Source organism: Stenotrophomonas sp. 82F1 (genome assembly GCF_056861525.1).
The window spans coordinates 9,563-24,205 of sequence record NZ_JBSPUD010000023.1 but is presented as its reverse complement, the minus strand read 5'-3'; the positions used below and the strand labels follow the sequence as shown (position 1 = coordinate 24,205).

At 67.2% G+C, this 14,643-nt stretch carries 12 protein-coding genes; 4 read left to right on the top strand and 8 right to left on the bottom strand.

Annotated elements, in window-relative coordinates; translation table 11 throughout:
* Nucleotides 1–190: 190 nt before the first annotated feature.
* Nucleotides 191–526 (bottom strand): Rieske (2Fe-2S) protein, encoded by a 336-nt coding sequence (locus AC13GI_RS18210; RefSeq protein ID WP_049469607.1) that lies wholly within the window; start codon nt 524–526, stop codon nt 191–193.
* A gap of 178 nt (nt 527–704) precedes the next feature.
* Here AC13GI_RS18210 and AC13GI_RS18205 point away from each other — a divergent pair, with 178 nt between their 5' ends.
* From AC13GI_RS18205 to AC13GI_RS18190, 4 genes are all read left to right on the top strand, one after another.
* The gene (locus tag AC13GI_RS18205) at nt 705–986 is read left to right on the top strand and encodes a hypothetical protein (protein ID WP_089236615.1); all 282 of its coding nucleotides are present in this window, start codon (nt 705–707) and stop codon (nt 984–986) included.
* Between the two features lie 70 nt (nt 987–1,056).
* Nucleotides 1,057–1,773 carry a fumarylacetoacetate hydrolase family protein gene (locus AC13GI_RS18200; RefSeq protein ID WP_482996988.1) on the top strand — a complete coding sequence of 239 codons (717 nt, stop codon included), beginning with the start codon at nt 1,057–1,059 and terminating at the stop codon, nt 1,771–1,773.
* Nucleotides 1,774–1,829: 56 nt separating this feature from the next.
* Nucleotides 1,830–2,234, top strand: coding sequence for a large-conductance mechanosensitive channel protein MscL (gene mscL / locus AC13GI_RS18195; RefSeq protein ID WP_482996987.1), 405 nt, complete (start codon nt 1,830–1,832; stop codon nt 2,232–2,234).
* A 241-nt stretch (nt 2,235–2,475) separates the two neighbouring features.
* Nucleotides 2,476–3,897, top strand: coding sequence for a M28 family peptidase (locus AC13GI_RS18190; RefSeq protein WP_482996986.1), 1,422 nt, complete (start codon nt 2,476–2,478; stop codon nt 3,895–3,897).
* A gap of 63 nt (nt 3,898–3,960) precedes the next feature.
* Here the strand turns inward: AC13GI_RS18190 and AC13GI_RS18185 are convergent, their stop codons facing one another.
* From AC13GI_RS18185 to AC13GI_RS18155, 7 genes are all read right to left on the bottom strand, one after another.
* The gene (locus AC13GI_RS18185) at nt 3,961–4,794 is read right to left on the bottom strand and encodes a TrmH family RNA methyltransferase (protein ID WP_482996985.1); all 834 of its coding nucleotides are present in this window, start codon (nt 4,792–4,794) and stop codon (nt 3,961–3,963) included.
* Nucleotides 4,787–6,304 carry an alanine/glycine:cation symporter family protein gene (locus AC13GI_RS18180; RefSeq protein WP_380651013.1) on the bottom strand — a complete coding sequence of 506 codons (1,518 nt, stop codon included), beginning with the start codon at nt 6,302–6,304 and terminating at the stop codon, nt 4,787–4,789. Before AC13GI_RS18180 ends, AC13GI_RS18185 begins: the two co-directional genes overlap by 8 nt.
* Nucleotides 6,305–6,484: 180 nt before the next feature.
* On the bottom strand, nt 6,485–7,024 hold the full coding sequence (locus AC13GI_RS18175; RefSeq protein ID WP_482996984.1) for a GNAT family N-acetyltransferase: 540 nt from the start codon (nt 7,022–7,024) through the stop codon (nt 6,485–6,487).
* Nucleotides 7,017–10,142 (bottom strand): efflux RND transporter permease subunit, encoded by a 3,126-nt coding sequence (locus AC13GI_RS18170; RefSeq protein ID WP_380655175.1) that lies wholly within the window; start codon nt 10,140–10,142, stop codon nt 7,017–7,019. The genes AC13GI_RS18175 and AC13GI_RS18170 overlap by 8 nt, the downstream gene beginning before the upstream one ends.
* Nucleotides 10,139–11,245 carry an efflux RND transporter periplasmic adaptor subunit gene (locus AC13GI_RS18165; protein WP_482996983.1) on the bottom strand — a complete coding sequence of 369 codons (1,107 nt, stop codon included), beginning with the start codon at nt 11,243–11,245 and terminating at the stop codon, nt 10,139–10,141. Before AC13GI_RS18165 ends, AC13GI_RS18170 begins: the two co-directional genes overlap by 4 nt.
* A 303-nt stretch (nt 11,246–11,548) precedes the next feature.
* On the bottom strand, nt 11,549–13,612 hold the full coding sequence (locus tag AC13GI_RS18160; protein WP_482996982.1) for a TonB-dependent copper receptor: 2,064 nt from the start codon (nt 13,610–13,612) through the stop codon (nt 11,549–11,551).
* A gap of 72 nt (nt 13,613–13,684) precedes the next feature.
* Nucleotides 13,685–14,137 (bottom strand): DUF2946 family protein, encoded by a 453-nt coding sequence (locus tag AC13GI_RS18155; protein ID WP_482997009.1) that lies wholly within the window; start codon nt 14,135–14,137, stop codon nt 13,685–13,687.
* Nucleotides 14,138–14,643 lie beyond the last annotated feature (506 nt).

Below are 14,643 nucleotides of genomic sequence, written 5' to 3'. Positions count from 1 at the left end.
TGGATCTGGATACCTGTTGATCTGGTGGGTGCGGACTGTTGGCTTGGTGGATGCGGACTGTTGGCTTGGTGGATGCGGACTGTTGGCTTGGTGGGTGCGGACTGTTGGCTTGGTGGATGCGGACTGTTGGCTTGGTGGATGCGGACTGTTGGCTTGGTGGGTGCGGACCGTTGGTCCGCACACCGATGCATCAGGCCAGGTAGACCTGCCCATCCCGCACGTCCACCGGCACGGCGCGCAGGCGGTCGCCCTTGCAGGGGCCGGCGATGCAGTCGCCACTGTCCAGCGCGAACGAGGCGCCGTGGGCGGCGCAGACCAGGTGGCCTTCGCGGCTCTTCAGGAACTGGCCGGGTGCCCAGTCCAGGCGGCGGCCCGCGTGCGGGCAGATGTTCAGGAACGCGCGCACCTGCTCACCGTCGCGGTAAAGCAGCAGCGACTCGGCATCGCCATCGACCACCGCTTCAACCTCGGCAAACGCGCCATCGGCAATGGCATCCAGGGTGATCAGGGCGACAGCGGCAGTCATGGCGAAGGCTCGGACGGAATCGCGCATTGTCGCATGCCTGGTCATGTGACTAGCTGCGACATGAACACAAGTCATTGATCCGTAATAAGCCAAGGCTATATTTAACGAGTTTTTCACTCAATGACAGTGGCAGCTGCCGATACTCATGGCTCGCTGATTTCCAGCCTATCGAGCCACCATGTTCAATCGCGATTTCGCCTTCAACCAGTTCCGTACCCTGTTTGCCCCGCGCAAGCCGCGCCATCCGCTGGTGCGCGTTGCCGTAGGCCTGCTCGGCCTGGCGATCCTGGCCGCGATGGTGTTCATCGGCGTATTCGTCGGTGCTGCCATGATCCTGGTGGGCCTGGCGTGGAAGCTGCTGGCTTCGCGCAAGCCCGGCCCGAGCCGCCCGGCCGACCCGAACGTGGTCGAGGGTGAGTACCACGTGGTGCGCAAGTCGGCGCTGCCGGCCTCGCGCTGATCGACGCTGCCCGCTGACGGCGGGCCTTGCTGCGTTCTAGACTGCGGGCACTCCCTTCCTGGATGCCCGCATGTCCGATGTCTCCGATGTGATCCCTGCTGCAGCCACGCCGCGTGTACCGGTTGTTGGCGGCGGCAGTTTTCCCGTGCACCGCATCTACTGCGTCGGCCGCAACTTCGCCGAGCATGCGCGTGAGATGGGCGCTGCCGTGCCTGCCGCAGACGATCGCGGCCGCCCGATGTTCTTCACCAAGCCGGCCGACGCCATCGTGGTCGGCCACGATGATGTGATCCCCTACCCGCCTGCCACCAGCAACCTGCACCACGAGGTGGAACTGGTGGTGGCGATCGGCCGTGACGCGCCCGCCGGCGAGCTGGCCGTGGGCGATGCCGAGGCGCTGGTGTATGGCTATGCCGTGGGCCTGGACCTGACCCGCCGCGACCTGCAGACCGCCGCCAAGGAGAAGGGCCATCCGTGGGATTCGGCCAAGGGTTTCGATGCCTCCGCGCCGATCAGTGAGATCGTGCATGCCGGTGAAGTCGGCGACCTGGCTGCGCTCAACCTGTCGCTGGAAATCAACGGCGAAGTACGCCAGCAGTCCCTGCTCGACCAGATGATCTGGAACGTGCCCGAGATCCTGCACGAGCTGTCCAAGCTGTGGCAGCTGCGTGCCGGCGACCTGGTGTTCATGGGCACGCCGTCCGGCGTAGCCGCGCTCAACCCCGGCGACCGTTTCAGCGCACGTCTTGAGAACGTGGCCGAGCGCCACGGCGTGATCGCCGGCTGACATCACCTGCGCTACCCTGCGCGCTGTCCCCCCTCGCCCTCAGGAGAAAAACAACAATGGGAATGCTCACCGAGTTCAAGGAATTCGCGATGCGCGGCAACGTCATCGACCTCGCCGTCGGCGTGGTGATCGGCGCGGCCTTCGGCAAGATCGTCACCGCGCTGGTGGAGAAGATCATCATGCCGCCGCTGGGCATGCTGATCGGCAAGGTCGATTTCTCGCAGCTTGCGTGGACGCTGTCGCCGGCCAGCATCGGCGCCGATGGCAAGGAGATTCCGGCCGTGGTGATCGGCTACGGTGATTTCATCAACACGCTGATCCAGTTCGTGATCGTGGCCTTCGCCATTTTCCTGGTGATCAAGGTGATCAACCGCCTGTCGCGCAAGAAGGAAGCCGCACCGGCAGCGCCGACCGAGGAAGTGGTGCTGCTGCGCGAGATCCGCGACAGCCTGAAGAAATAAGGTGTCGGGCGCCGTTGGCGCCCGCGCCGCCTGTAGAGCCGAGCCCACGCTCGGCTGATCTGGAAACGGCAGCCGAGCATGGGCTCGGCTCTACATGACACGCGAAAGCCCCGCTCCGGCGGGGCTTTCGCTTTGCTGCATCTGGCGGAAAACAGCATCCGCAGCGGCCATGACCTCCCGCCCATGCGCGGCGCTGAACGACTGTTAAGCTCCAAGGCTTACACCCTTCCCGGAGCTGTCCATGCGTCGCCGCGTCCTTGCCATCGCATCCTCCCTCGCCCTGCTGGCCGCGCCAGCCTTCGCGGCACCGCATGCCACCACCCTGCCGCCGGCCTCGCTGGCCACCGCCGCGCAGCTGCGCGACCAGGCGCTGGCCGATGACACCGGCTGGAAGGTGGTCGAATCGCTGACCACCGAGATCGGCCCGCGCATTGCCGGCAGCGAAGCCGACGCCCGGGCCGTGGCCTGGGCCGAAGCCAAGTTCAAGGCACTGGGCTTTGACAAGGTGTGGAAGGAACCGGTGACCTTCCCGAAGTGGGAGCGCCGCGGTGAACACGCCGCCGTGACCGGCAGGAACCCGCAGCCGCTGCAGATCACTGCGCTGGGTGGCAGCCCGGGCGGCACGGTGGAAGCCGAGGTGGTGCGCTTCGCCGATCTGGCCGCGCTGCAGGCCGCACCGGCCGGTTCGCTGAAGGGCAAGATCGCCTTCGTCGATTACCAGATGCTGCCGTTCCGCGATGGCCGCGACTACGGCCGCGGCGGCGCGATCCGCAGCAAGGGCCCATCCGAGGCCATCCGCAAGGGCGCGGTCGGCTTTCTCATGCGCTCGGCCGGTACCGATTCGCACCGCGTGCCGCACACCGGCATCACCCGCTTCGATGACGGCCTGACGCCGGTACCGTCGGCGGCGCTGTCGGTGCCCGACGCCGACCAGCTGGCGCGCCTGCTCGCCCGTGGCGCGACCACGGTGAAGGTGGCGCTGGACTGCGGCTGGGATGGCACCGCCACCTCGTACAACGTGATCGGCGAGATCACCGGCCGCAGCCTACCGAAGGAAGTGGTGGTGATCGGTGGACATCTGGATTCATGGGACCTGGGCACCGGCGCGGTCGATGACGGTGCGGGCGTGGGCATCACCATGGCCGCCGGCCATCTGATCGGCCAGCTCAAGCAGTCGCCGAAGCGCACCATCCGCGTGATCGCCTTTGCCAACGAAGAACAGGGTCTATACGGCGGCAAGGCCTACGCCGAAGCGCATGCCAAGGACGTGGCCCTGCACCAGCTGGCCGCCGAGAGCGATTTCGGTGCTGGCCGCATCTACGCCTTCAACACCGGTTCGCCGAACCCGGAAGGTTCGCGTGAGGCGACCAAGCAGATTGCCGAGGTGATGAAGCCGCTGGGCATCGAGTACCAGGCCGACAAGGGCGGCCCGGGCCCGGACGTCGGCCCGCTGGCCGCCAAGGGTGGTGCGTGGGCATGGCTGGCGCAGGATGGCTCGGACTACTTCCACCTGCACCACACCGCCGACGACACGCTCGACAAGATCGACCCGAAGGCGCTGGCGCAGAACGTGGCGGCCTACACCGTGTTTGCCTATCTGGCCGCCGAAGCCGATGGCAGTTTCGGCAGTGAAGCCAAGGCGACCACGCCGCCGAACGAGTGATGCGGTGACACAGTGGGGTCAGAGCCCTCGCCTGCGGCGAGGGATCTGACCCCGGTCAGGGGCTCAGCCGTGTCGGCTGGACCACTGCGCCAGCAGCACCGCCGTGGCCGAGGCCACGTTCAGGCTTTCCACCGCGCCGCTGCCGGGAATGGAAACCTGCAGATCGCACTGGCTGGCCAGGCCGCGATCCATGCCTTCACTTTCCGCGCCCATCACGTACACCAGGCGGTCGGGCAACGACGCGCGGAACACGTCATCGCCCCCCTCGACCAGGGTCGCGGCCAGGCCGAAACCGGCCGCGCGCAGCTGCGCCATCGCTTCTGCGTCCTCAGGCAGCTGCACCAGCGGCACCGACTCTGCACCGCCCTCGGCCACGCGTGCCGCCGCGCCGGACAGGGCCAGCGTGCTGCTGGCCGGCAGCAGCAGCGCCTTGGCACCGAAGTGTGCGGCCGAGCGCAGGATCGCACCGAAGTTGTGCGGATTGCCGACGCCATCCAGCCACAGTGCCAGCGCCGGGCCTTCGCCCAGTTCGGCCAGCCACTGCGCCAGCGGCACCACCGGCGCACGCAGCACGTCGGCCACCAGGCCTTCGTGGTGGGTGGTGGCGGCCAGCTTGTTGAGGTCGCCCTCTTCCACCACGCGATAGCCCACGCGGTTGGCCACGCACCACTTCAGCACCGGCTGCATGCGCGGAATCAGCGATTCCACCAGATACAGCTTGCGCAGCGCCTGCGGACGCTTGGCGAACAGGGCCTGCACCGCGTTCCAGCCATACAGGCGCAGTTCGTCGTTGCCGCGCCCCGGTGGTGGCGGGGTGCCGCCCTCACGCGGTGGCAGCGGGGTGGCCCGCGGCGGTCGCGACGACGGGCGGCGGGCATTCTTCCAGGGATCATTCACTACGGGACAACTCCAGCTTGCGTTGACGCCAGAAATCGGCGTTCTTGATGCCCAGGGCATCGGGGTCGAAGATCGGATCGAGACCGAGCTTCTTCTGTCGTTCGTAATCGCGCAGGGCCAGCATGGCCGGCTTCTGCACGATGAGGATGGCGATGATGTTCAGCCAGGCCATCAGGCCCACGCCGATATCACCCAGCGCCCAGGCCAGGGTGGCGTTGTGGAAGGCACCGAACACCACCATGCCGATGATGCCCAGACGCAGCAGCAGCACGGTGAGCGGGCGCTTCCTGTTGTGGTTGACGTAGGTCAGGTTGGTTTCGGCCATGTAGTAATAGGCCATGATCGTGGTGAAGGCGAAGAAGAAGATCGCCACCGACACGAACGCCGAGCCCCAGCCCGGCAGCACTGCTTCCACACCCGCCTGCGCGTAGCCCGCACCTTCGGGAATGCCGGCCAGGCCCTGGAAGATCGGCTCGGCACCGGCCACCGGCGAATACACGTTGTAGGTGCCGCTGGCCAGGATCAGGAAGGCGGTGGCGGTGCACACCATCATGGTGTCGAAGTAGATGGCGAAGGCCTGCACGTAACCCTGTTTGGCCGGGTGCGAGACCTCGGAGGCCGCCGCAGCGTGCGGACCCGAGCCCTGCCCGGCCTCGTTGGCGTAGATGCCGCGCTTGATGCCCCATTCCACCGCCAGGCCCATCATCGCGCCGAACGCGGCGTGGGTACCGAAGGCGCTCTTGAAGATGATGCCGAACATTTCCGGCACGCGGTCGTAGTTGATGATCATGATGACGATGGCGGTCAGGATGAAGCCAGCCGCCATGAACGGCACCACCACTTCGGCGAAGTTGGCGATGCGCTTGACGCCGCCGAAGATCACCACGCCCAGCAGCAGGGCGACAACGATGCCGATGCCCAGCTTCAGCGCCTGCACCGATTCCATGCCAAAGGCCTGGCCATCGAGCGGACCGCACAGCGCAGTGCCTCGGCAGGCATTGATGATGCTGTCGGCGATGGCGTTGGCCTGCACGCCCGGCATCAGGAAACCGGCGGCGATGATCGTGGCGATGGCGAAGGCCATGGCATACCACTTCAGGCCCATCGCCTTTTCGATGTAGTAGGCCGGGCCACCGCGGTAGCGGCCTTCGGCATCCTTGGTCTTGTAGATCTGCGCCAGGGTGCATTCCACGTACGACGTGGATGCGCCGAGGAAGCCCATCACCCACATCCAGAAGATCGCGCCGGGGCCGCCGAAGGCGATGGCGGTGGCCACGCCGGCGATGTTGCCGATGCCCATGCGGCCGGCCATCGACATGGCCAGGGCCTGGAACGAGGACACGCCGGCGTCGGATTTCTCACCGGACACGGTGAGGCGGCACATCTCGACGAAACCACGGATCTGCATGAAGCGGGTGCGCAGGCTGAAGAACAGGCCGGCGGCCAGGCACATGAAGATCAGCGCCTTGCTCCAGATGATGCTGTTGATGAAATGTACGGTAGCTTCCACGCGCGCTCTCTCCAGTCGGCGGGTTGTGAGGACGTCCCGTCGGCTGGAAGGGACCGGTCGATTCTCCCTGATCGACGGTCGCTGCGATAGCGCTGCTTTGTAGAGCCGAGCCCATGCTCGGCTGCCGTCAGGGGCCCAAGCCGAGCATGGGCTCGGCTCTACAGCGGCCAGCCCGCGTGTTCAGGGCAGCTGCGTGCGCACCCGGGCGAAGCGGCGCAGGTCATGCAGGACGCCGCGCTTGTAGACGGCGCAGCGCTCCACGCCCTCTTCCTGGAAACCGTTCTTTTCCAGTACCCGGGCCGAGCCCAGGTTGAAGTCGACCACCGTGGCCTGCAGCCTGAACAGGCCAAGCTCGTCCATCACCCAGGGCGCGAACAGACCGACCACACCGGTCATCAGGCCCCGTCCCCAATGGGCCTGGCCGAGCCAGTAGCCCAGTTCAGCGGTATGCCCGCGCTCGGCCACACCCTGTTGGGCGCCCACGCTGCCGCAGGCCTGGCCGTTGATCTCGATGGCCAGGTTCAACGTGCCGGGGGCCAGCACGCGCCCGCCCAGGAAGGCTTCGCCATCCTCGCGGGTGTACGGATACGGGAAGCGGTCACGCAGGCCGCGCGAGACGTCCGCGTCGTTGGCGTGGCGCAGCAGCGACTCCAGGTCATCGCTGCGCCAGGGCCGCAGGAGGAAGCCTTCGCCCTGCAGAATGCGCGCCGGCTCAGGCATGACCACCGACCGACGGCGAGTCGGCCTCCTGCTTCTCCAGCTCGCGCTTCACCGCCTCCGGCGAGCGGGTATACGGCGCCAGCCGCGCGTAGAACGCCGGCACCACGAACAGCGACAGGAAGGTGGACAGGGTGACGCCGAAGATGATCACGATGCCGATGGTGCCACGGCTGGCCGAACCCGGGCCACCGGCCACCACCAGCGGGATGGCGCCGACCACGGTGGCGATCGAGGTCATCAGGATCGGACGCAGGCGCACCATCGCCGATTCGATGATCGCTTCGCGCACGGTTCGCCCGTCGTCACGCAGCTGGTTGGCGAATTCGACGATCAGGATGCCGTTCTTGGCCGCCAGGCCCACCAGCATGACGATGCCGATCTGGCTGAACAGGTTCACCGTCCCTCCGCTCAGCCACAGGCCAACCAGCGCGCCGAGCACGCCCAGTGGCACGGTCAGCATGATCGTCAGCGGGTGGATGAAGCTTTCGAACTGTGCGGCCAGCACCAGGTACACCACCAGCAGGGCCATGGCGAAGGTCAGCAGCACCGCGCCACCCGCACTCTGGTACTCGCGCGATTCGCCCTTCCAGTTCACCTGCGCGTACTGCGGCAGCTCTTCGCGGGTCACCTGCTGCGCCCAGGCGATGGCCTCACCCAGCGGATACCCCGGTGCCAGACCGGCGCTGATGGTGATCGAGCGCAGCCGGTTGAAGCGGTTCAAGGTGCCCGCTTCGGCCACTTCGCTCAGCGTGACCAGGTTGGACAACGGCACCAGTTCTCCGGAGGTTGCACGCACGCGGATCGCGGCGAGGTCGGCCGGGCTGGCGCGGCCATCACGGCCGGCCTGGACCAGCACGTCGTACTCTTCGCCGTTGTCGACGAAGGTGGTGACGCGGCGCGAGCCCATCATCGTTTCCAGCGCCGAACCGATCGCGGTGACCGGCACGCCGAGGTCGGCCGCACGCTGGCGGTCGATGTTCACCCGCATCTGCGGACGGGTTTCCTTGTAGTCCGAGTCCGGGCCGACCAGGCCGGGGTTGTCGGCCATGCGCAGCAGGATGCGGTCGCGCCACTGCGCGATCTCGGCGTATTCCGGGCCACCCAGCACGATCTGGAACGGCTGCCCGCCACTGCGCACCAGGCCGCCACCGACCTGGGTACGCACGCGCACGCCACGGATGGTGTCCAGTTCCTTCTGCAGTTCGTTGGCTACTTCCGGCGTGCCTTCGCTGCGCTGGCGCCACGGCTGCAGGAACACGCTGACGCGACCGGTGTGCATTTCCTCGCTGGCGCCGAAGCCACCGGGCACGCGCGGGTTGGCGCGCACGATCGGCTTGTCCGCGCCCACATGCGGTGCCAGCAGTGCTTCGACCTGCTGTACCTGCTGCACGGTGTAGTCGTAGCCGGCGCCTTCCGGGCCATCGATCATGATCTGGAACGAACCACGGTCTTCGGCCGGAGCCAGTTCCGAAGGCAGCACCTTGATCAGCAGCCAGCTGGCCGCCAACGCAGCGACCATCACCAGCAGGTAGATCCAGGTGCGGTCGACGTGGTGGTCGAGCACGCGGCCGTAAGCGCCGGCCAGGCGTTCCAGATTGCGGTTGATGAAACCGTGCAGCCCGCGCGGTGCCTGCCCGGTATGCGGCTTGAGCAGCTTGGAGGCCATCATCGGGGTCAGCGTCAGCGCGACGAACGCCGACAGCGCGACCGCGGCGGCCAGCGCCACCGCCAGTTCACGGAACAGGCGCCCGGTGTTGCCTTCCAGGAAACCGACCGGCAGGAACACCGCCACCAGCACGGCGGTGGTGGCGATCACCGCGAACGCCACCTGCGCGGTACCGCGCTTGGACGCTACCAACGGCGGTTCGCCGAGGTCGATGCGGCGCTGCACGTTTTCCACCACCACGATCGCGTCATCCACCACCAGGCCGATGCACAGCACCAGCGCCAGCAGCGTCAGCAGGTTGATGGAGAAGTCGAACGCGTACAGCGCGATGAACGCCGCCACCAGGCACACCGGCACCGTCACCGCCGGAATCAACGCCGCGCGGAAACTGCCGAGGAACAGCCAGATCACCGCCAGCACCAGGATCATCGCCTCCACCAGCGTGGCGTACACGCGGTCGACGGCGGCCTCGATGAAGGTGGTGTTGTCGAAAGCAACGAAGATCTGCGTGCCCTTGGGCAGGGTCAGCGCCACACGCTCGGCCTCGGCGCGCGCGGTGCGCGCCACGTCCAGCGAGTTGGCCGTAGAGGTCTTGACGATGCCCAGGCCGATGCCGGGCTCGCCGTTGCTGCGGTAATACGCGCGACGCTCGGCCGAGGCCAGCTCGATCTTCGCCACATCGCCCATGCGCACCACGTAGCCATCACGGCCCTTGCCCAGCGGAATGGTCGCAAAGTCTTCGGGCTTGATGTAGTTGCGCTCCACGCGCAGGGTGAAATCGCGGTCGGTGGACTCGATGCGGCCCGCCGGCAGTTCCACGTTCTCGTTGCGCAGCGCGGTTTCGATGTCGCCGGTGGTCAGGCCACGTGCGGCCAGCTGGTCACGGTCCAGCCAGATGCGCATCGCATAGCGCTGGCGGCCGCCGATGCGGACCTGGGCCACACCATCAAGGCTGGAGAAGCGGTCGACCACGTAGCGGTCGGCGTAGTCGCTCAGTTCCAGCGTGTCCATGGTCGAGGACACCATGTTGAACCAGATGATCGGGTCGGCATCGCTCTCGACCTTGGCGATCTCCGGTGGCCGCGCCTCTTCGGGCATGCGGTCGGCCACGCGGCTGACGGCATCGCGCACGTCGTTGGCCGCCGCTTCGATGTCACGGTTGGAGGTGAACTCGATGCTGACCTGCGAACGGCCGTTGGTGCTGCGTGCGTTGATCGTATCGATGCCTTCGATGCCGGCCAGCGCGTCTTCCAACACCTGGGTGATCCGGCTTTCGATGACCGCCGCCGAGGCACCGGTGTAGTCCACCGACACCGAAACGATCGGCGGGTCGATGGCCGGCAGTTCGCGCAGGGTCAAGCGGGTGAAGGACATCACGCCCAGCACCAGCAACAGCAGGCTCATCACCACGGCAAACACCGGCCGCTGGATGGAGATGTCAGACAGCTTCATCCGCCGTGCCCCCCGGCAGCGGCCGGTGCTTCAACCGTCGCCGGCTGCGCGCCACTGGCGGGCGCGGCGTCGCTGGCCGCCACCTTCAGGCCCGCACGCAGCTTGCCGGTGCCGTCCACCACGATGCGCTGGCCGGCCTGCAGGCCCTGCTTGATCTCGACCACGCCGGCGCGACGCGCGCCGGTAACCACGTCCACGCGTTCGACGGTGTCATCGGCCTTGATGCGGTACATGAAACTATCGCGACCGACCTGTACCACGGCGATTTCCGGCACCACCAGTGCCGGTCGATCGGGATGGAACAGGCGCACGTCGAGCAGCATGCCCGGACGCAGTGCGTGGTCGCCGTTGGCGAAGTCGGCACGTACGGTCACCGCACGAGTGGCCGGGTCGATGCGTGCATCGATGGTGCTGACCTCGCCTTCGAAGGTGCGGCCCGGCCAGGCCACGCTGGTGGCCTGCACCTTGTCGCCGATGGTCAGCGACGCCAGCTCCACTTCCGGCACCTGGAAATCGATGTGCATGCGCTCGACGTCGTCGAGGGTGGCGATCACCGTGGTCGGCGTCAGCAGCGTGCCCGGGCTGATCTGGCGGATGCCGAGGACGCCGGCGAATGGCGCACGCACGCGACGGTCGCCGATATCCGACTGCATCTGCGCCACGCGTGCTTCGGCGGCGTCGCGGATCGACTTCTGCGTGTCCAGGGTCGCGCTGGACACCAACCGCTGCGCCGCCAGTTCGCGCTGGCGCTTGTACAACTGGTCGGCTTCGCGGAAGGTCGCCTGCGCCTGCACCAATGCGGCTTCCTGGGCCTGCCCGCGCAGGGTCACCAGGGGCGCACCGGCGGCGACCTGCTGGCCACTTTCGAAATGCACGCGCTCGACGATCTCGCTCACCTTGGCGGTCACGCTGATCGACTCGCGCGCCTTGGCCGTACCCAGCGCCTGCAGCGTGTCGTTCCACTGCACCGACTGCACGACCTGCGCGGTGACCGGCACGGCTTCGCCCTGCCGACGCGCGGCGGCCTCCTGTTTGCCTGCGCACCCGGCCAGCACGGCCAGGCTGAGGCCAAGGGCCAGGGTCGAAGCGATACGAGCCAACATGAACAATCCTGAGTGATCCACGGCCGCCGAGTGTAGGCAAGGCCCCGCAAAAGCGGTATGTGCCAAGCGTTTACCGGCGTGGAACGGGTACTGCGATAGCGCCGTGCGCCCATTCCATGCAAGGGTCTGCAGCACGGTGTCGGCGTATGTCGGGATGTATCCCGGCGCGCCATGAGCGGCGACGCCGTCGTAGAGTCGGGAGGCCCGGCCGAGGGCGCCGGGCGGGGTCGGAACCTGGCGGGGATCCGACCCCGTTTTCTTTGTTGCCCGGCGCATGGGTAGCGCCGGGCCATGCCCGGCGGATCAATACCGGTAGTTCACCTTCATCCACAGGCTGCGGCCGGGCTCGTTGATGCGCACCGGATCGGCCGGGAAGCCGAAATCGGCGCTGCCGGCCAGATTCAGATGCTCGCTGTAGGCACGGTCGAACAGGTTGTCGACACCGGCGCTGAGCTGCAGCTGCGAACTGAAACGATAGGCCGCATTGAGCGCCAGCGTGGCAAAGCCGCTGCTCGGCCCAAGGTCCTGCGCCACCACGTTGCCCTGCCCGTCCGCGACCCGGTGCTGATGGGTGACCGCGCGCACCAGCGCGCCGGCACTCCAGCGCTGGCCTTCCCAGTCCGCACTCAGGCGCGCTTCCAGCGGCGGCATCTGCGGCAACGGGCGATGCTGGTCGCGGTTCTCGCCCCAGGCATAGGCCAGGGTGCCACCCAGCTTCCACTGCGCGTCCAGCTGCAGCTGCACACCGGCCTCGGCACCGGCGATGCGTGCCTGCACGTTGTCGGCCTGGCTCATGCCCATCATGCCGCTGCCGCGGTAGGTGAACAGGATGTAGTCCTGGATCTGCCCCGCATATGCCGAGACCCAGGCCTGCACGCGCGGGCCCTTGTACTGCAGGCCAACGTCGAGCTGGGTGGTGCGCTCGGGCTGGATGCCAGCGAACGCGTTCACCGCACCTGCCGGCCCATGATCGGGCGAGAACAGTTCCCAGTAGTCAGGCATGCGCTGGCTGTGGCCCAGCCCGGCATACCAGGTCAGGCCGTCGGCGAGATCCTGTTCGTAGCGCAGGAACCCACTGCCCAGCCATTCCCTGCGGCGCTGGCCGGCGGTGGGATTGGGCATGGCCATCATCATGCCGCCGATGTCGGCGCGCTCATCGCGCACGCTGGCACGATCGACGCGCAGGCCACCGATCCAGCGCTGGTCGGTGCCGGCGCCGAGGGTCAGTTCAGTGAATGCACCGTAGCGGCGGAAGGTGGCGTCGGTGTTCCAGTCCGCCTGCTTGTAGGTGTCGCGGCCCATGCCCATGCGGCCGCGATGCCGACTGTCCTCACCATCCACACCGGCCACCAGCTGCACGTCCTGCCAGCGCCATTCGGCGCTGAGGCGCCCACCCTGCGTGCGGCGATCCACGTTCGACGCCATCGGCATTGGCATCATGCTGTGCGGATTCGGTTCGCGCAGCGTGTAGTTGTCCATCACGTGGTCGGCTTCGTTGTAGTACACGTTGGCCTGCAGCTTGTCCCACGCCCCGGGCAGGTTGCGCTTCTCGAAGCGTGCGGCGTAGCTGGTGCGCTCGAACACGGCACCGTCCATGCCGCGCCCGGCGTAGCGCGCGATCGCATCGCCGGCACCGGCGGATACTTCAAACAGGGTATCGGCATCAGGCGTCCAGCCAACGGCTACGTCACCATTCCACTTCCGCCATTTCGACGGAACCACATCACCGTTGCCGTCCTTGTAGTCATCGGCTTCGGAGCGGTTGCCGCTGGCCCGCACATAGCCGGTCGGATTACCCAGGGTGAGGTCCAGCACCTGGTCGTTGCGGTTGCGCGAACCGACCAGCGCACTGGCATCGGCACGCAGCCCCGGTGCATCGAAACGCGGGGTATCACGCTCGAAACGCACGGTGCCCGCCGAGGCACCCGCGCCCCAGCGCACGCTCTGCGGGCCCTTGATGATGGTCAGCCGGTCAAAGCTCTCCGGCGAGATGTAGGACAACGGATTGTCCATGCGCGAGGGACACGCACCCATCAGATTGCCATCGTTGCTGAGGATGTTCAGGCGTGAACCGAACATGCCGCGCAGCACCGGGTCGCCGTTGGTGCCGCCATTGCGGATGGCGGAAAAGCCGGGAACGGTCTTCAGGTAATCGGCGCCATCGCTGGCCGGCACCGGCTGCCGCGGCAGGCGCGGATCGGTCACCCAGTGCAAGGGCGAGGACGGTGCAGCGGCGGTGACCACCAGCGTTTCCAGCGTCCGCGCTTCTTCAGCGGGCGCGGCATGGGCGAAGGGCGCGGTCAAGGCAACGCCAAGCGCAAACGGCAGGCGCGCACGGGCGCCCGCGGCGGGGAAAGTCATTTTCATGGGAACAGCTCCAAGGTACGCACGCGCGCACGACGCCCTTGCAGGCATCGTGCGACGGATTCGATAGGGAAATCAGCGGACGGTCGAGATCAGCGGCGGGCCACGCGCGGCGTGTGCCGGCCAATGCAGCAGCGGCAGGCGCGGCTGCGACCATGGGAACACCAGCGTCGGCCGCCACAGCAGGGGCAGCAGCAGCACCAGCACTGCCAGCCACGGCAGCAGGCGCATGGCCAGCACGCAGTACTCACAAGCCTCGCCATGCATGGCATGCGGGTCGGCAGGCGGGGTCGGATCCCTTTGCCCCGGCAAAGGGCTCTGACCCTCAGCCATATCGCCGTGATGCATGTGGGCATGGTCCATGCCGCAATGCATTGTGGATGGGGTCAGAGCCCTTCCCTGTGGTGAAGGGATCTGACCCTGAGGCGCCTGCAGCGCGCGGCTGACCAGCGGCGCAAGCACCATCAGCAGCGTCGCGATGAAGGCGAGCTGGAGCAGCGTTCGATGCAGGCGGGCGGTACGGATCACCGCGCTAGTGTAGAGGTGCCCCCCGGGAGCGCCGTGCGACGAACCGTCGCAGGAGAGGGTTGTCGGCAGGGCTGCGCCCTGCACCGCCGAATCGACGGCAACGGCAACGGCAAAAGCGGGCATTCCGTGGGATGGCGGGGTGGGTCCGGTTGCGGGGGACGCCGCAAGTACGTCCCTGTAGGCTTGGCCGCGGCATCCATGCCGCGGACACCCCCGCAACCGGACCCACCCCGCCTTCGACAGATTTCCGCGATCTGTTGGAATGGCTCTTGGAGTCAGATCCGTTTTCCTACGGAAAACGGATCTGACTCCAGATTGATTTCGATATCTGAAAGAGATTCATCCACGCATGGCGTGGATCTACCGTGTCGACCAAGGTCGACACCTACCAACAGCCGTCGGAATCTGTCAGAGGCGGGGCGGGGGGGGGGGGGGGGGGGGGGGGGGGGGGGGGGGGGGGGGGCGGCCCCGCGGGGGGGGGGGGTGGCGGGGCCGGCGGGGACACA

What these genes read in the sequence shown, in the direction of transcription:
- AC13GI_RS18210 (WP_049469607.1), bottom strand. Translation starts at nt 526, where the DNA reads ATGACTGCCGCTGTCGCCCTGATCACCCTGGATGCCATTGCCGATGGC.
- AC13GI_RS18205 (WP_089236615.1), top strand. Translation starts at nt 705, where the DNA reads ATGTTCAATCGCGATTTCGCCTTCAACCAGTTCCGTACCCTGTTTGCC.
- AC13GI_RS18200 (WP_482996988.1), top strand. Translation starts at nt 1,057, where the DNA reads ATGTCCGATGTCTCCGATGTGATCCCTGCTGCAGCCACGCCGCGTGTA.
- mscL (WP_482996987.1), top strand. Translation starts at nt 1,830, where the DNA reads ATGGGAATGCTCACCGAGTTCAAGGAATTCGCGATGCGCGGCAACGTC.
- AC13GI_RS18190 (WP_482996986.1), top strand. Translation starts at nt 2,476, where the DNA reads ATGCGTCGCCGCGTCCTTGCCATCGCATCCTCCCTCGCCCTGCTGGCC.
- AC13GI_RS18175 (WP_482996984.1), bottom strand. Translation starts at nt 7,024, where the DNA reads ATGCCTGAGCCGGCGCGCATTCTGCAGGGCGAAGGCTTCCTCCTGCGG.
- AC13GI_RS18170 (WP_380655175.1), bottom strand. Translation starts at nt 10,142, where the DNA reads ATGAAGCTGTCTGACATCTCCATCCAGCGGCCGGTGTTTGCCGTGGTG.
- AC13GI_RS18165 (WP_482996983.1), bottom strand. Translation starts at nt 11,245, where the DNA reads ATGTTGGCTCGTATCGCTTCGACCCTGGCCCTTGGCCTCAGCCTGGCC.
- AC13GI_RS18160 (WP_482996982.1), bottom strand. Translation starts at nt 13,612, where the DNA reads ATGAAAATGACTTTCCCCGCCGCGGGCGCCCGTGCGCGCCTGCCGTTT.